General features: G+C 73.6%; 14 protein-coding genes and 1 pseudogene. 8 read left to right on the top strand and 7 right to left on the bottom strand.

The genetic code is table 11. The annotated features are described in order from the left end of the window. The first annotated feature begins 88 nt into the window (after positions 1–88). Complete coding sequence (locus BJP40_RS18140) at positions 89–1,315, top strand: hypothetical protein (protein WP_143065968.1); 1,227 nt, start codon at positions 89–91, stop codon at positions 1,313–1,315. Positions 1,316–1,539: 224 nt separating this feature from the next. Here the strand turns inward: BJP40_RS18140 and BJP40_RS18135 are convergent, their stop codons facing one another. Then, on the bottom strand, positions 1,540–2,706 hold the full coding sequence (locus tag BJP40_RS18135) for a TerD family protein (protein WP_071281252.1): 1,167 nt from the start codon (positions 2,704–2,706) through the stop codon (positions 1,540–1,542). A gap of 60 nt (positions 2,707–2,766) precedes the next feature. Between BJP40_RS18135 and BJP40_RS18130 the strand changes: the two genes are divergently transcribed. Beyond that, the gene (locus tag BJP40_RS18130; protein WP_226962697.1) at positions 2,767–3,762 is read left to right on the top strand and encodes an AraC family transcriptional regulator; all 996 of its coding nucleotides are present in this window, start codon (positions 2,767–2,769) and stop codon (positions 3,760–3,762) included. An 886-nt stretch (positions 3,763–4,648) separates the two neighbouring features. Then, positions 4,649–4,945 (top strand): hypothetical protein, encoded by a 297-nt coding sequence (locus BJP40_RS18125; protein ID WP_071281251.1) that lies wholly within the window; start codon positions 4,649–4,651, stop codon positions 4,943–4,945. A gap of 177 nt (positions 4,946–5,122) precedes the next feature. On the opposite strand, the gene BJP40_RS18120 is transcribed toward BJP40_RS18125, so the two are convergent. Next, a complete protein-coding gene (locus BJP40_RS18120; RefSeq protein ID WP_071281250.1) occupies positions 5,123–5,563 on the bottom strand; it encodes a hypothetical protein in 441 nt (146 codons plus the stop codon). Positions 5,564–5,942: 379 nt separating this feature from the next. Continuing rightward, on the bottom strand, positions 5,943–6,713 hold the full coding sequence (locus BJP40_RS18115; RefSeq protein ID WP_071281249.1) for an IclR family transcriptional regulator: 771 nt from the start codon (positions 6,711–6,713) through the stop codon (positions 5,943–5,945). Positions 6,714–6,817: 104 nt separating this feature from the next. Here BJP40_RS18115 and BJP40_RS18110 point away from each other — a divergent pair. The 3 genes and pseudogenes from BJP40_RS18110 to BJP40_RS18100 all read left to right on the top strand — a co-directional run bounded on the left by BJP40_RS18110 (position 6,818) and on the right by BJP40_RS18100 (position 10,254). After that, a pseudogene (locus tag BJP40_RS18110) lies at positions 6,818–8,352 on the top strand (aldehyde dehydrogenase (NADP(+))). 296 nt (positions 8,353–8,648) lie between these two features. Further along, positions 8,649–8,963, top strand: a complete 315-nt coding sequence (locus BJP40_RS18105) for a hypothetical protein (RefSeq protein WP_143065967.1) — start codon at positions 8,649–8,651, stop codon at positions 8,961–8,963. Between the two features lie 238 nt (positions 8,964–9,201). Continuing rightward, on the top strand, positions 9,202–10,254 hold the full coding sequence (locus tag BJP40_RS18100) for an aminotransferase class V-fold PLP-dependent enzyme (protein ID WP_071281247.1): 1,053 nt from the start codon (positions 9,202–9,204) through the stop codon (positions 10,252–10,254). A gap of 236 nt (positions 10,255–10,490) precedes the next feature. Here the strand turns inward: BJP40_RS18100 and thpD are convergent, their stop codons facing one another. The 4 genes from thpD to ectA all read right to left on the bottom strand — a co-directional run bounded on the left by thpD (position 10,491) and on the right by ectA (position 13,731). Then, positions 10,491–11,348: an ectoine hydroxylase gene (gene thpD / locus BJP40_RS18095; protein WP_071268645.1), complete on the bottom strand. Its 858-nt coding sequence runs from the start codon at positions 11,346–11,348 to the stop codon at positions 10,491–10,493. A gap of 5 nt (positions 11,349–11,353) precedes the next feature. Continuing rightward, entirely contained in the window at positions 11,354–11,752 is a 399-nt protein-coding gene (locus tag BJP40_RS18090) for an ectoine synthase (RefSeq protein ID WP_071268644.1), read from the bottom strand. 47 nt (positions 11,753–11,799) lie between these two features. Beyond that, positions 11,800–13,068, bottom strand: coding sequence for a diaminobutyrate--2-oxoglutarate transaminase (gene ectB / locus BJP40_RS18085; protein WP_071268643.1), 1,269 nt, complete (start codon positions 13,066–13,068; stop codon positions 11,800–11,802). Between the two features lie 120 nt (positions 13,069–13,188). After that, entirely contained in the window at positions 13,189–13,731 is a 543-nt protein-coding gene (gene ectA, locus BJP40_RS18080) for a diaminobutyrate acetyltransferase (RefSeq protein WP_175499857.1), read from the bottom strand. Positions 13,732–14,748: 1,017 nt separating this feature from the next. Between ectA and BJP40_RS18075 the strand changes: the two genes are divergently transcribed. Next, complete coding sequence (locus BJP40_RS18075) at positions 14,749–15,798, top strand: LysR substrate-binding domain-containing protein (protein WP_071281246.1); 1,050 nt, start codon at positions 14,749–14,751, stop codon at positions 15,796–15,798. A gap of 61 nt (positions 15,799–15,859) precedes the next feature. Continuing rightward, positions 15,860–16,908 (top strand): amidohydrolase family protein (locus tag BJP40_RS18070; protein WP_071281308.1); only part of this gene is annotated, 1,049 nt, incomplete at its 3' end.

Raw genomic sequence — 16,908 nt, 5'->3', positions numbered from 1 at the left:
CGCGGGGCACTCCCTCCGCGGGCAGGCGCGTCGACCGCCGCGTCCCGCCCCCACGAGGGGGGCGGGACGGCGGGACCGGGAGCTCGCAATGCCCGGAGAGACACATTCCGCTCTCGCGCCGACGCGCCGCCCGACCGCTACCGAGCGCTGCCACCTGCACACGTCCGCGCTGTCGCCCGCGGGCATATGCAGCCTGGAGGTGATGGCGATGCCGACGATCCGCCCTGAGGACTTCGGCGCTGTTCCCGGCAAGGACGCGACCGAGGCGTTCCGGAAGATGTTCGCCGCGGTCGACAAGGGGCTCCGGGCGGATGCCGGCGGAGGCGTTCCGGTGGCGACGACGGAGATCCTTATCTCCGGCAGTTACAGCGTCTCGGACAGCATCATGCGGCCGGTCCGGGGGCGGGCGCAGGGGTTGACGATCCGCGGTCACGGCAAGCGGGCGTCGGAGATCGTGATGACGGGCGCGGCGCCACTCCTGGTCAACCAGGACCGGTGGATGGGCGTCCGCTGGCACGACTGCAGTTTCCGGTCGACGAACCCGGAGGCGAGGTACTTGTACTCGTCGAGCACCGGCGCCTGCCAGGACTGGGGTTGGACGAACTGCGAATGGCGCGGCCGCTGGCAGTACGGCATCGGCCTCGACGGGCCCGAGAACAGCAACACCAACTCGGAGATGAGGTTCACCGGCTGCCACGTCAACGGAGGCTACGACAAGGCCTTCCTGTGGTCCGGGATGACCCCGGTCCACGCGCAGCAGGACCAGTTCCTCAACCACTGGTTCAGCGACTGCAAGGTCGAGTACGACTACGGGGACTTCGTCCGCTTCGACAAGGGCGGGTTCATCCGGGTCGACGGCGGCAGCTTCATCATCAAGGGCCAACGGCCCGACGGCGGCGTCAGCAGGTTCTTCCACTTCCCGACGGCCGGGCACTACGACTCGGTGCAGCACCTCAGCGTCCGCGCCGTGCGCTTCGAACTCCGCAACGCGAGGAGCCAGGTCATACGGTCCAGGTGGTCCGGGCACATCGTCTTCGACTCGTGCTCGGACACGGCCTTGGGCTTCCAGGCGCACAGCCCCGGCCTGATCGCCCACGCGTACACGAACCCCGGCGTCGTCGTCTACCGGCACTGCGACCTCGTCGGCAAGCACGCCTACCACCTGACGTCGTCCAACCGGAGGCGGCGGATCGTCTACGACGCCTGCACCCGCAAGAACAACCGGACCGCCGCGTCGTTCCTCGTCGTCGACGGCGGCCAGGCGGGTGCGACACCACCGATCACCCACATCAACGACGCCGACGGCATCACCTAGAAGGGGCGGTGGGCGGTCCCCCGTGTCAACCGGGGGACACACCGAACCTCCCGGCCTCCGCGCCGGCGACCCGCGGGCGGGAACGGAACAGCGAACCGGAGCGGACGAACGCACCCTCCCCAGGTGGGCCGCCCCGCTCCGGCTCGCCTCGACTCGCTCTCCCGCGTCGGTTCACTCCGGGCCGCGCCCGGCCCGGCCGAGCGACTCCCCGGCCGGGCAACGCCTCACAGCGCCTCGGCGCCCGGCTTCACCATGCCGCGGACCGTGCGGGACTTCACGAAGTCCCCGAGTGCCGTCATCTCCCATTCGCCGGAGAACTGGCGGATCAGCTTGCACATCATCACGCCCGTCTGCGGCTGGGCACTCGTGAGGTCGAAGCGCACCAGCTCCTCGCCCGTCGCGGCGTCCATGAGGCGGCAGTACGCCTTGGCCACCTCCGTGAACTTCTGCCCCGTGAAGGAGTTCACGGTGAAGACCAGGCCCGTGGCCTCCGCCGGCAGGCGGCCCAGGTCGACCGTGATGACCTCGTCGTCCCCGGCGCCCTCGCCGGTCAGGTTGTCACCGGAGTGCCGGACGGCACCGCCGAGGATGGTCAGCTTGCCGAAGTAGCAGCTGTCCAGGTGATTGCGCTGCGGCCCGTACGCGATGACCGACGCGTCCAGGTCGATGGCCTTGCCCCGGTACGCGGGCTCCCAGCCGAGGCCCATGCTCACCTGGGACAGCAGGGGGCGGCCGCCCTTGACCAGCGACACCGTCTGGTTCTTCTGGAGGTTCACCCGGCCCTTGTCCAGATTGATCTTGCCCGAGCCCGGCGCCGGGGCCGCGCTCGGAGCCTGCGCCGGGGCGGCAGCGGGGGCGGGTGCCGGCGCCTGCGGGGCGGGCGCCGGGGCCGCCGGGGCCTCGTCCACCGTCACGCCGAAGTCCGTGGCGATCCCGGCCAGCCCGTTCGCGTACCCCTGGCCCACCGCACGCGCCTTCCACGCGCCGCCCCGCCGGTACACCTCCATCACGACCAGCGCCGTCTCCGTACCGAGCTGCGGCGGGGTGAACGTCGCGAGGACGGTGCCGGTGTCGGCGTCCCGCAGGGTGGCCGTCGGCTCGATGCCCTGGAACGTCTGGCCCGCCGCGTCCGGACTGGCGGTGACGACGATCCTGTCGATGTCGGCCGGCACCGCCGCGGTGTCGACCGCGATCGCGTCGGGCGCCGCGCCGCCGCCCGGCCGGTAGCCGACGCCGGGGCCCGACGGCTGGTTGTAGAAGATGAAGTCGCCGTCGGAGCGCACCTTGCCCGCGGGCGTGAGCAGCAGGCCCGACACGTCGAGCCGCACCGGGGCGGACACGTCGACCACCACGCGCGCGGAGGACAGGGGGACGTTCGAGCCTGGGGTCATAGCTGTCATGTGAGGCGTAACGATCGGGTCCGCTTTGCCGTTCCCTTACCCTGGCGACCCGTGACTGGAAGGACCACTTTTCGTACGGGGGACGTGGACGAGGCGCGCCGGGAGATCGCCGCGCGGTTCTACGCCAATTTCATGGACGTCATCGAGGGGGGCGGGGAAACGGGGGGCCGGCGGTTCGCGGCGCACTTCGACACGGTCCGGTACGGACCCTTGGTGGTGGGCGACATGCGCTGCGGCGCCGACGTGCGGATGCGCTTCGGGGAGCTCGGCGCCTACCACGTGAACGTGCCGCTCACCGGGCGGCTCGAACTCCGGCAGGGCCGGGGACCCGCACTGGTCGCGACGCCGGAGAGCGGCACGGTGCTGAACCCGTCCGGCTGCGTCGTCGTGGACCGCTGGGCGGGGGACTGCCGGGTGGTCGCCGTGAAGATCGAGGCGGCCGCGCTGCGGTGCCGGCTGGAGGAGCTGCTCGGGCAGGTGCCGCGGCGCGGACTCGCCCTCGCGTCCGCGCTGGACCTCACGCACGGCCACGGACGGGACTGGGCGGCGATGGTGCGGCGGCTCGCCGCCGACGCGGGGGACCCGCAGGGGCTCGCCGGGCATCCCCTGGTGGCCCGGCCGCTGCAGGACGCGCTGCTCACCGGGCTGCTGCTGGCGGCCGGGCATCCGTACCGGGACGAGCTCGACCGGCCCGCCGCGCCGCTGCGCCCGGCCCCCGTCAAGCGGGTGATGGACGCGGTGCGGGAGCGGCCGGAGCACCCCTTCACCACGACCGAACTGGCCGCCCTCGCCCGGGTCAGTGCCCGGCGGCTCCAGGAGTCGTTCCGCGCCCACGTGGGGACCACGCCGATGGGGTACGTCCGCGACATACGGCTGGAGCGGGTACGCGCGGAACTGCGCGCGGCCGAACCGGGCGGCGGGCTCACCGTGAGCGAGGTGGCGTGGAGGTGGGGCTTCACGCACCTGGGCCGGTTCGCGGCGAGTTACCGCGGCCGGTTCGGTGAGGCCCCGTCACAGACCCTCCAGGCGCGGCCCCCCGCCCGTTGACGTCCGAGCCGCCCGCGCCCCGGCAGGCGGGGACGGCGCCGCACCACTAAGAGGAGCCGCACGCCCGTGGGCCGTACGCCCGGAGGGCCGCACGCCCCCGGACCGTACCGCCCGGGCCCGCCGGCGTACTGCGGCTGCGTGGCCGCCGTGCGCGCGCGGGCAGGGGCGCTCTTCCGTACGCCCCGTGTGCTTCGACCTGTCGCGCTTTGCGGACCGGGTACCGCGTGAAGTGGATCAAGTGCCGCCGCCCGGGCCTCTAGGGTCGCATGCGACGCGGGTGTGGATGTGTCTGTCCCCCGTGGGTGCACCGCCCCCGCGCCGCAGGTCCGGCCGGGCCGAACCCCCCGAGCAGCCCGGCCGGACCCGTTCCCGTCAGTGGGGCCGCCTGTCAGGCACGGTGCAGAAGCGCCCGCCACGTGCGCCCGGTCAAGATCCGCGTCGTCCGGTTCACCCCCCCCTCCGCGAGGAGCTCGGCCGCGTACCCCTCCGTGAGGGGCTTCGGCCGCGTACCCCTCGGCGTCGTTCCGCGGGGCGTACCCGAGTGTCCGCGCCGACGACAGGTCCCGCCGCAGACGGGCCTTGGCGGGGAACCGTGGACGACCGTGCCCGACGCCGTCGGCGGTGAGCGCCGCGTGGAAGCGCCGGGCAGCGGCGGGGGTGGGCCGGAGCGGGGGCATCCACACCGCCGTCGGCCCGGGGTGGCAGGAGCCGATGCCCACGGAGACGGTCTCCGGACCGTGCCCGTCCCGGTAGAGCCGGGCCGGGTCCTCGCCGAAGCACCGGGCAGGCCGCAGAAGGTGTCCGGCTGAAGACTCCCGACAACCCGCGGATCTCCGACGGCCCGTACGCGGGGTTCCAGTTCTGCGCAGCGCCGCAGAAGCCGCTCGTGACGGCCGGCTCGGCGACCCTGGCGGCGACGCTGGAGTCCGTCGCACCGCCCGGCACGGTGGAGAAGCCCGGCGCGCCGGAGCCCGGCCGCCGGGTGGTGTTCGAAGTCGAGCAGACGGACGGCACCCGTGTGCTGCGCCGGCAGCTGGTCAGCGCGACCAGCCAGAACGCCGCGCTCCAGGTGCCGCAGGACGCCCTGGGCGACGGTGACTGCCGCTGGCGCGTGCGCGTCCAGGACGGCCCGGCGGCCTCGGAGTGGACCGCGTGGTGCGGGTTCGCCGTGCGTACCGGCTGAGTCGTGCGGCGGCGTAGCTAGGCGTACGGCTCTCAGGCCCCCGGGTGATCCGCCGGGGGCCTGAGAGCTTCCCGCCTCCGGCGTGGGCCCGTCCGGGAGAGCCCGCCCCGGCCCGGCCCCGACGCGGCGGAGCGGGGCGGGCCGCTCCGGAGCGCAGGGGCCGGTCCCGCTCGGGCGCTACGCGGCCGGGACGTGGCGGCGGTCGTCGTACCGCAGCGCCGCCCACGTCGCCACCGCGCCCAGTCCCTCCCACAGGCCCACGCCCAGGAACCCGGCGGGCGCGCGCCCCGCGATCACTGCGGCCGTGAACACGGCGCAGGTCAGCAGCCGGAACGGCACCGTCCAGCGGTAGAAGGCCCGCCAGTCGGCCAGTGCCGCGAGCAGGTAGTACACGCCCATGTTGACCGCCGCCATCGACGAGGCGGTCAGGAAGACCAGGGTGTGGTCGCCGTCCGCCCGCTGCCCGTCGGGCACCGGGGTGAAGCCCATGGCCGCCAGCAGGGCGTCGGGCGAGAGGAGCCCGACCACGCCCAGCGACGTCGCCAGCAGTCCGAACACCGCCATGGTCCAGCCGGACGCGGAGCGGGGGCGGAACCGGAACGGGTCGCGGGCGGGCATCGCGGGGCCTCCAGAGGATCGGCGGGGGGTGCGGCGGGAGTGCAGGGGCGGCGGCTCGCCTCGCGGCGCGGGCTCGCGCTCGCCGGTGGACGCGCCGCGCCGCCCACCCCCTGCTTATCACCCCGTGGCCCAACAGCCCATGCCCGACCCCGACTTGCGGGCCGAGGCTGCCCTGTCTCCAGGGTGGCCCGCGTGGGGAGTCGGGAGCGGTGAAACAGGATGCAGGGAGGCGAAGGGGCACGCTTGTGTGCGCGAAGGGGAACGAATGGGTGCAGGAGGAACAAAGAGCTGCTAGGAGGCGCGCAGGGTCGTGAAGGGGGCGAGGCGGCCGGGGACGGCGAAGGTGCCCGTCGTCGGCAGCCGGGAACGCGACCGGGGGTCAGAGCAGGCGGGTCGCGAGCGTCAGCCGGTCGTGGGCGTCGAGCAGGGCGTCCCTGATGCGCTGCTCGTGGCCGGGGGTGAGCCGGGCCGCCGGCACGGAGCAGCTGAGGGCGTCCCGGGCGGGGCTGCGCGAGGGCACGGTGACGGCGAGGCAGCGCAGCCCGAGCGTGTTCTCCTCGCGGTCCACGGCGTACCCGAGCTCCCGTACGGCCGTCAGTTCCTCGACGAGCCGTTCCCGGTCCGTGATCGTGTGCGGCGTGTACGGGGGGAGGGCCTCCGGCAGCAGCGCACGGACCCGGTCGTCCCCGAGCCCCGCCAGCAGGACCTTGCCGAGCGCGGTGGAGTGGACGGGCAGGCGGCGGCCCACCCGGGTGGAGGGGCGCAGGTGGTGCTGGGCGCGGCGGGTGGCGAGGGTGACCACGCTGGTGCCGTCGAGCCGGGCCAGGGGGACGGTCTCGGTGGGGTCGTCGGAGAGCCGGTCGAGCGCGGGGCGGGCGGCGGCCACGGTCTCGTCGCCGTCGATGTACGAGGCGCCCACGAGCAGGGCCCGCACGCCGATGCCGTACCGGGTGCCGGTCGCGTCGGTCTCCACCCAGCCGAGCTCCACCAGGGTGCGCAGCAGCATGTACAGGCTGGACTTGGGGTATCCGACGGCCTCCTGCACGGCGGTGAGCGCGTGCATGCCGGGGCTGCCGGCGAAGTACTCCAGCAGCTCCACCGTGCGCACGGCCGACTTGACCGGCCCTCCGGCGGATTCGGTCGCAGACATCGCTCTTGACCCCTTCAGACGCCCGTCCATAGAGTTCCGGTGGTTCATCATCAGGAACTCCGTTCAGAATAGCGAACAGCCGAGCAGCCCGAGAGGACGCCGCGGTGTCAGCAGCACACGTCTGGAGTGTCGATCCGAGGACCGGGGAGCAGCGGGCGCAGGTCGCCGTCGAGGCGGCCCCCGCGGACGTCGACGAGGCCGTACGGGCCGCACACACGGCCCGGTCGCCGCTCGCCGACCGCGCCGTGCGGGCCGCCTTCCTGCGCACCGCGGCGGACCGGCTGGAGGAGGCCCGGGACCGGCTGGCCGCCGAGGCCGACGCCGAGACCGCCCTGGGGCTCCCGCGGCTGACGGGCGAACTCGCCCGCACCTGCTACCAACTGCGCTCCTTCGCGGACGTCGTCGACGAGGGCGCGTTCCTGGATGTGATCATCGATCACCCGGATGCGCGGCCCCCCCGCCGGTCCCGGACCTGCGGCGGTACAAGGTCCCGCTGGGCGTCGTCGCCGTCTACGCCGCCTCCAACTTCCCCTTCGCCTTCTCGGTGGCGGGCGGCGACACCGACAGCGCCCTGGCCGCGGGCTGCCCGGTGGTCGTCAAGGCCCACCCGGACCACCCGGGCACGTCGGAGGCGGTCGCGGCGGTGCTGCGCGGGGCGGCGGCCGAGCACGGCCTGCCGGAGGGCGTCGTCGGTCTGGTGCACGGCTTCGACGCGGGGGTCGAGCTGGTCCGCCACCCGCTCGTCGCGGCCGCCGGCTTCACCGGGTCGGTCCGGGGCGGCCGGGCGCTGTTCGATGCGGCCGCCGCCCGCCCGGTGCCCATCCCGTTCCACGGCGAACTGGGTTCCCTGAACCCGGTGGTGGTCACCGAGGCCGCGGCGGCGGAACGCGCGCCCGAGATCGGCCGGGGCCTGGCCGGCTCCATGACGCTGGGCTGCGGCCAGTTCTGCGTCAAGCCCGGCCTGGTGCTGGTGCCGTCCGGCGAGCCGGGCGACCGGCTGGTGTCGTCCCTGTCGGAAGCGGTGGGGGACGTCGCGGACGGCGTGCTCCTCGACGCGCGCATGCGGGAGACCTTCGTCAAGGGCGTCGCCGAGCGGGCCGCGCTGCCGGACGTGACGGCGCCGGTGGCCCCGGGCGCCGGCGACACCGACCGCACCGTGGGGGCGGGCTTCCTGACCGTCCCGGCCGCTCGCCTCGCCGCCGAGGGCCCGCACGACCTGCTGCTGGAGGAGTGCTTCGGCCCGGTCACGGTCGTCGCCCGGTACGACTCCGACGCCGACGTCCAGGCCGTCGTCTCCCGGCTCCCCGGCAATCTGACGGCCACCGTCCACATGTCGCAGGAGGAGCAGCTGGGTGCCGGAGGCGCCGCCGCGCTGCTGGCCGAGCTGACGTCCGTGGCGGGCCGCGTCCTCGTCAACGGCTGGCCCACCGGCGTGGCCGTCGCCGCCGCCCAGCACCACGGCGGCCCCTACCCGGCCACCACGTCGACGTCCACGTCCGTCGGCGCCACCGCCATCGAGCGCTGGCTGCGTCCCGTCACCTACCAGAACACCCCGGAGGCCCTCCTGCCGCAGGAGCTGCACGACGCCAACCCCCTGGGCCTCCCGCGCCGGATCGACGGCCGCCGCGAGCAGCCCTGAGGCGGGCGGCGCCGCCGGCGGGGCCGCCGGGGCGCCCCCTCACGGGTGTCGAACGGTCCTTCGGAGTGCCTTTGCCCTCTGTTCCGGGCAGACCCGGGTGGGCCTCGGGAGGCCATGTGCGGACAGGGCGGCCGCCGGAGACCTCACGGGGCCTTCCAGGGGCCAGGATCATCCCGGGGGATGAGAGAGGATCGTTTCCTCCGTCGCCGTAAGAGTGACGTCCCCTGCGCTGCCGCATCCGAGCGGCGATACTGACCCGGCCTTTCCGCGCAAACGTCGACGACAGGGGCGAGTTCATGAAGAACTTCGGAAGGATGCTGGTCACCGCGGTGTGTACGGCCACGCTCTGCGCCGGACTCCCGTCTTCCGCTCAGGCCGTCCAAGGGACCTTCGTCTACCGGGTCGCCGGATACGGCCATGTGCTGAACGCTCCTCAGGACGGCCGCTGCTACAACACGCCCGGTACGGCGAACGAGCCGACCAACCACACCGACAGGGTCGCCGTTCTGCACAGGGGGACGGACTGTCGCGCCGAGGAGGTGGTGGAGTTCCTGGACCCCGCCCATCAGGCGCCGACCCACTTCCGATCGGTCCTCTTCATCAGCCGGTGAACCGCCCGCGCGGCGCCTGGGGTGCCGACGGGCTCGGGGAGGATCGAGGGAGTGGAACCGGGGGAGGCCCGAGGGCGAGAGCGGCCCCCCGTGCGGGCAGGCGCCGGTGAGAGCCGCGGTACGCGCGACGGCGCTTCCGGCGGAGGCACGAGCCACCCCGGATCCATAAGTCATCCTTGGGTGAAACGCTTGAAGTGGCGCAATTGACGAGGGTTCGGGTTCACTGCAAGGTGTCCGTATGGATGCCTTGACCCCCCTCGGCGGCGCGGAGTTCGCGTCACCGCACACGTACCTGAACACCGCCGGCTGCGGACTGCTCCCGCGCCGTACCGTCGAGGCGGTGAAGGCCCTCGCCGACCAGAACGCCGCGGGGCGGCCGGACGGGCTCGGCAGCCACGCCTCGATCGAGGCCGCCCGCGCGCTCTTCGCCCGGCTCGCGGGCGTCGGACCGGACCGGGTCGCCCTCGGCGCCACCGTGAGCGCCCACGTGGCACTCATCGCCGCGTCACTGCCGGCGGGCGCCGAAGTGCTGTATCCGGAAGGCGACTTCAGCTCCCTCATCAGCCCCTTCACGGTGCGCGGCGACCTGAAGACCCGGTCGGCTCCGCTCGACGCGCTGGCCGACGCGGTCCGGCCCGGCACGGCACTCGTCGCCTTCTCCGCCGTGCAGTCCGCCGACGGCAGGGTCGCCGACCTGGCCGCCGTCCGGCAGGCCGCCGCCGCACACGGCGCCCGCACCCTGCTCGACGCCACCCAGTCGGCGGGCTGGCTGCCGCTGGACGCCGGGGCGTACGACTACACGGTCACCGGCGCCTACAAGTTCCTGCTGTGCCCGCGCGGCGCGGTCTTCCTCACGGTGACCGAAGAGGCCCAGGAGCCCCTGGTCCCCCTGCACGCCGGCTGGTTCGCGGGCGAGGAGCCGTACGACTGCTACGGCCCGGTGCAGCGCTTCGCCGCCGGGGCGCGGCGGTTCGACGAGGGCCCCGTCTTCCACGCGTACCACGGGGCGGAGCAGTCGCTGACGCTGCTCGACGAGATCGGGATCGACACCGTCAACGCCCACGCCACCGTCCTCGCCGCCCGCTTCCGCAGCGGACTGGCCGGGCTCGGGTACGAGCCCGTCGCCGGCGACTCCGCGATCGTCGCCGTGCCGGGGCTCGGGGCACGCCAACCGGAGCTGGCGGCGGCCGGGATCCTCACCGCCGCCCGCGACGGGAACCTGCGGGCCGCGTTCCACCTCTACAACGGGGACGCGGACGTGGAGCGGGCCCTGGCGGTGCTGGCCGGCTGAACCAGGGCGCCCGCCCCGGCACACGACACGGCTGTGCCCGGGGTCCGGGGGGACTCCCCGGACCCCGGGCACAGCCGGCCGGACCGCACCACGCGTCCGTACGGGCGGGACGCCCCCGCCCCGCTGCGCGGACCGCGGGACGCCGGGCCCGCGAGGACACCACCGCACGCGACGTGGTCCCGCGTCCCGATGCGGTGTCGTTCCGGGGTGCGACCCCGGGACCCCGGCGGGTGGGGTCAGTCCACCGGAGTGAAGTCCCGCGCCCCGATGAACTCCGGGCGGCGGACGGGGGCGGCGAAGGGCTCTACCGCCGTGTTCTCCACGCTGTTGAACACGATGAAGACGTTGCTGCGCGGGTACGGGGTGATGTTGTCGCCCGAGCCGTGCATCGCGTTGCAGTCGAACCACGTCGCCGAGCCGGCCCGGCCGGTGAACAGCCGGATGCCGTGCGCGTCGGCGAGCTGCGTCAGCGCCTCGTCCGACGGGGTGCCCGCGTCCTGCATCTGCAGCGACTTCTTGTAGTTGTCCTTCGGCGTCGCGCCCTCGCAGCCCAGGAACGTCCGGTGCGAGCCCGGCATGATCATCAGGCCGCCGTTGGTGTCGTGGTTCTCCGTCAGCGCGATGGACACCGACACCGTCCGCATGCGCGGCAGGCCGTCCTCGGCGTGCCAGGTCTCGAAGTCGGAGTGCCAGTAGAAGCCCGAGGCGCCGAAGCCCGGCTTCACGTTGATGCGCGACTGGTGGACGTACACCTCGGAGCCGAGGATCCGGCGGGCCATGCCCGCCACCCGCTCGTCCCGCACCAGCTTGGCGAAGACGTCGCTGATGCGGTGCACCTCGAACACGGACCGTACGGACTGCGACTTCGGCTCGATGATCGACCGCTCGTCCGCCCTGATCGCCGGGTCGGCGATCAGCCGGTCGAGTTCGCCGCGGTAGACCGCGACCTCCTCGTCCGTCAGCAGGTCCTCGATCGCGAGGAAGCCGTCCCGTTCGTACGACTCCAGGTCGGTGTCCAGTGGACCCCAGACCACCGGGTCACGGCGGGCCGTCAGGACCTCGGTCGTGCCGCGCGTCGGGTACAGGTCCTCCATGTTGCTCAGTCCTCCTCCGTCAGCAGGGGATACACACCGTTCTCGTCGTGGTCCTCACGTCCCGTCACCGGCGGGTTGAAGACACACACGCAGCGGAAGTCGGTCTTGGGGCGCAGAGTGTGCTTCTCGTGGCCGTCGAGCAGGTACATCGTGCCCGGCTCGATCCAGTGCGTCTCGCCCGTCTCGTGGTCGGTCAGCTCCGCCTCGCCCTCGACGCACAGCACGGCCTCGACGTGGTTCGCGTACCACATGGAGGTCTCGGTGCCCGCGTACAGCACGGTCTCGTGCAGCGAGAAGCCGACCTTCTCCCGGGCGAGCACGATCCGCTTGCTCTCCCAGGTGCCGGACGCCGACCGCACGTGGCGCTCGGTGTTCTCGATGTCCTTCAGTGATCGGATGATCACGTGTTCGTCCTTTCCGTTGGGTCGACCCGGCCGGTGCGGTCGGCGGGTCAGGCCGTCTCGTGGACCGCGCGGGCCAGCGTGCGCAGCCCCTCGTCCAGCTCGTCGGGGGTCACGGTCAGCGGCGGGAGCAGCTTCACGACCTCGCTCTCCGGACCGGACGTCTCCAGCAGCAGCCCCAGCTCGAAGGCGCGCCGGCAGATCCGCGTCGCCCGGTCCTTGTCGGAGAACTCCAGGCCCCACACGAGGCCGCGGCCCCGGTAGTGGGCGCCGAGCGCGGAGTTCTCGTCGCAGATGGTCAGCAGGGCCTGCTCGACCTGCTCGCCGCGGGCCTCGGTCTGCTTCTCCATGCCGCCGTCGGCCCAGTAGGCGTCCAGCGCCGCCGTGGCCGTGACGAAGGCCGGGTTGTTGCCGCGGAAGGTGCCGTTGTGCTCGCCCGGGCCCCACACGTCGAGCTCCGGCTTGAACAGGCACAGCGACATCGGCAGCCCGTAGCCGCTGATCGACTTGGAGAGCGTCACGATGTCCGGCTGGATGCCCGCCTCCTCGAAGGAGAAGAAGCCGCCGGTGCGGCCGCAGCCCATCTGGATGTCGTCGACGATCAGGAGCATGTCGCGGCGGTGGCACAGCTCGGCGAGCGCACGCAGCCACTCGGGCCGCGCCACGTTGATGCCGCCCTCGCCCTGCACCGTCTCCACGATCACGGCGGCGGGGCGGTTCAGACCCGAGCCGCTGTCCTCCAGCAGGCGCTCGAACCACAGGAAGTCCGGCACCTGGCCGTCCAGGTAGTTGTCGAAGGGCATCGGCGTGCCGTGCACCAGCGGGATGCCGGCGCCCGCCCGCTTGAAGGCGTTGCCGGTCACGGCGAGGGAGCCCAGCGACATGCCGTGGAAGGCGTTGGTGAACGACACGATCGACTCGCGCCCCTTGACCTTGCGGGCCAGCTTCAGCGCGGCCTCGACCGCGTTGGTGCCCGTCGGGCCGGGGAACATCACCTTGTACGGCAGGTCGCGCGGCCGGAGCACCACGTTCTGGAACGTCTCCAGGAACGCCCGCTTCGCGGTGGTCGCCATGTCCAGGCCGTGGGTGATGCCGTCGCGTTCCAGGTAGTCGAGGAGCGCGCGTTTCAGGACCGGGTTGTTGTGCCCGTAGTTGAGCGATCCTGCGCCGGCGAAGAAGTCGAGGTAGCTGCCGCCGTCCTCGTCGGTGAGCCGTGCGCCCTGCGCGCGGTCGAACACGGCCGGCCAGCCGCGGCAGTAGCTGCGCACCTCCGACTCAAGGCTCTCGAAGACGCTGAGGGCAGGCGGGGTGATGGTCACAGCAGTCACTCCAGGAGGGAGAGAAGAGGATGGGGGTCGGGGATCGGTCGTGGGGCCGTGCGGGGGACCGGCCGGGAGGCGGGCCCGGGCGGGGCGTCTCGGCGCCGGGCCGCGGCGACGTCAGGCCGCGGGAGCGATCGGCGTGATGCGGTAGAGGACCTCGGGCTCGTGCGCGCCCTCGGGGAACAGTCCCCCGTCGAAGAGGACCCGGCGCTCCAGCGACGCCCCGCGCCGCTCGGCGAACGCCGTGAAGAGGCGGTCGGACGGCACGTTGTCCGGGGTGACCGTCGTCTCCACGGTGTGGACGCCCCGGTCGGCCAGCCGGGAGGCCAGGGCCTCCAGGAGCCCGGCGGCGAGCCCGCGGCCGCGGTGGCCGTGGTCGACGGCCACCTGCCACACCACGAGGGTGCCGGGGCGGTCGGGCCGGACGTAGCCGGTCACGAAGGCGACGGGCTCCCCGCCGGGGGACTCGCGGGCCACGAGCGACGTGGCGGCGAAGTCACGGCACCACAGCAGGTAGCTGTAGGAGGAGTTGAGGTCCAGGACCCGGGAGTCGCGGGCGATGCGCCAGATCGCGGCTCCGTCCTCCACTCGGGGGCTGTCGATCAGAATGCCGGGGATTTCCTGATGGGCACGTGCAAGGTCTGCTTGTGCGGCGGTCATGCATAGTGAATTTACCCAGCAATTTCTTCGATTGCACGGGGCCGGGGTCTTGGGTGACAGCGTGTCCTGTGCTATCACGCGGGCGCGACGCCTCGCCGAAAGTACGAGAGGATGACCGATATGGGTGGGAAAATCCGGGCAAACGGGGTGCTATGTGGGCTTGGTCACATAGTCGTAACGCCCTTGACAAGTAACCGAATTGCTTCCTGAATCGTATCGAAATCTTGGCGTTTAGGATCAGGGAAGCGGGGCAGAAGCATAGGGGTAGTGATTGCGAATGAGAAGGGGAATTCGCGTGAAGAGTCGCTTCTGAGGCTGATCCCGAATATCGGCAGCCGCGATTTCCCGCCGCGTTCCCCGATGATTGACGAGCCCGGTTCCACCGAACCCTCCGTCGTGCCGCTGCGCGCTGTCGGTCGGTCCGCCGTGACGCTGTGGTTCCTGCGGTGTGGCTGCCGCACCGCGGCTGCCGGGCACCCCACTGCCGCTACGGCTGCCGCTCCGGCCGGCGGGCACCGGAGCGCGGCCCCGCAGGGTGGTGCACGGGCGGTCGGGTGCCGGTGGCGCTGCGGCCCGGCCCGCGCCCCGGGGCGGGCCGTTCACCGGGCGTGGGGTTCCGCGCCGAGGCCCGCGCCGGAGGCACCGCCGAGCCCCACCGGTCTCCGCTCCGGGGCCTGCCACCGCCCCTCGCCGGGCCTTGCTCGGATGGCCATGCCCGCCGAGCCCCACGGGTCTCCGCTCCAGGGCCTGCCCCGGTCCTCCCGTGTCGGGGCCCGCTCGCGGGCGGCGGTGAGGGCGGCCACCGGCGGGCCGGTCCCTGCGAACGACCGGTCCCCGCTCCTGGGCGGCGGTGAGGTCCCCGCCGGGGGGCGCGCCCCTCCCGGCCGGGAGCCGGTTCCGCGTGCCGTTGTGCGGAAAGCGGTCCTCCGTACGTACACATGGGGAAGAACCCGGTACCGCCCGGAGGTTGACCCGTGCGGTACCGGGGTGTGATCGAGGACGCTCAATGAGGGGCGGGTGGCTGCGGTCGTGGAACTGCGTCAGTTGGAGTACTTCGTCGCCGTCGCCGAGGAGCTCGGGCTCGGGCGGGCGGCCAGGCGGCTGCACCGGAGCAGCTTCCTGGTGGCGAGCCAGATCGAGGCGCTGGAGGGCGAGTTGGGCCTCACGCTCTTCACGCCCGCCGGCGACGAGCACGGCGGCGGGCAGCGTGGCCGGTGTGACGGTGGGCACGGCGACGAGCACGGCGGCCGGGGTGACGGCCGGTACGGCGGCGGGCCGCTCCGGCTCACGGCCGCAGGCGAGGGGCTGCTGCCCGAGGCCCGCGCCGCCCTGGCCGCCGCGGCGGCGGTCCGCCGCACCGCGGCCGGGATCGCCGCCGGCACCGACGGACTGGTGCGGCTGGGCACCAGCCGCGCCTTCGCCGACCGGGTGTACCGCGCGCTCGGCACCCTGTCCGCCCACCGGCCGCGGCTCCGCGTGCGGCTGGAACGCGCGCCGCAGGAGGCCCGCCTGGCGGCGGTGCGCTCCGGTACCTTCGACGCCTCGCTGGTACGCCTCGTGCGGCGCGCGGACGGCCTGGCGCTGCACCCGGTCTGGACGGAGCCGCTGATCGTGGCCCTCCCCGCCGACCACCCGCTGGCCGCCCACGGCGGCGACCCGTGCCCCCGCGCGCTGGCACGGCTGCCGCTGCGGCTCGTCCCCCGGGAGGCGAACCCGGCGCTGCACGACCTGATCGCGGCCGCCGTGCCCGACTGGACGCCCGGCCCGGCCTTCACCACGCTCGACGCCACCCTCGCGGACGTCGCGAGCGCAGGGGAGCCGTCGTGGACGGTGTTCCACCCCGCCGACGCACTGCCGCGGGACCGCAGGCTCGCCTTCCGCGCCCTGCCGGCGGCCCGCGTGCCGGTCTCGCTGGCCGTGCGGGCGGGCGCGCTCACCCCGCCGCTCCAGGCCCTGCTGGAGGCGCTCACCGGTACCGCCCCCGCCATCGCGGGAACGCCGCCGGTCCCCGTGCCGCCGCGGTCGCCCGTGCCCCTTCCGCGGGCTGCGGGCGCCGCGTCCCCGTGAGCGCGGGGATGTCCGGTCCGCGGTGCCCTGCGGCCGGTGCCGCCGCCGTACAGTGCAGGGCATGAGCGATCGCATGGTGCTGCATGTGAAGGGGCGGGTGCTCGTCGGCCCGGAGGACGTACGGGACGAGCTGTGGGTCGTCGACGGCCGGGTCACCTACAGCCGGCCGGCGCTCGCGGACGACGTCAGGACCGTGACCGGCTGGGCCCTGCCCGGGCTGGTGGACGCCCACTGCCACGTCGGCCTCGACGCCCACGGCGCGGTCGACGCCGAGACCAGCGAGAAGCAGGCCCTCACCGACCGTGACGCGGGCACGCTGCTGATCCGGGACGCCGGGTCGGCGGCGGACACCCGCTGGATCGACGACCGCGACGACCTGCCGAAGATCATCCGCGCGGGTCGGCACATCGCCCGCACCCGCCGGTACATCCGCAACTACGCGCACGAGATCGAGCCCGCGGACCTGGTCGCCTACGTCGGGCGCGAGGCGCGGCGGGGCGACGGCTGGGTGAAGCTCGTCGGTGACTGGATCGACCGCGAGGCCGGCGACCTCAGCGCCTGCTGGCCCCGGGCCGAGGTGGAGGCCGCCATCGCGGAGGCGCACCGGCTGGGCGCCCGGGTCACCGCGCACTGCTTCGCCGAGGACTCCCTGCGGGACCTCGTCGAGGCGGGCATCGACTGCATCGAGCACGCCACGGGGCTGACGGAGGACACGATCCCGCTGTTCGCGGAGCGGGGTGTCGCCATCGTGCCCACGCTCGTGAACATCGCCACGTTCCCGCACCTCGCGGCGGGCGGCGAGGGCAAGTTCCCGCGCTGGGCGGACCACATGCGCAGGCTCCACGCCCGCCGGTACGACACGGTCCGCGCCGCGTACGACGCGGGGATCCCCGTGTTCGTCGGCACGGACGCGGGTGGTTCGCTGGCCCACGGGCTGGTGGCCGACGAGGTCGGGGAGCTGGTCACCGCGGGCATCCCTCCCCTGGCCGCGCTGTCCGCCACGAGCTGGGGGGCCCGCGCCTGGCTGGGGCGCCCCGGCCTCGACGAGGGCGCCCCGGCGGACCTGGTCGTCTACGAGGACGACCCGCGCGCAGACGTCCGCGTCCTGGC

Origin of the sequence: Streptomyces sp. CC53, from assembly GCF_001865245.1 — a bacterium.
In the GTDB taxonomy this organism is placed as follows: domain Bacteria; phylum Actinomycetota; class Actinomycetes; order Streptomycetales; family Streptomycetaceae; genus Streptomyces.
The sequence above is the reverse complement of the archived record's forward strand: the minus strand, read 5'-3'. Positions and strand labels throughout refer to the sequence as shown.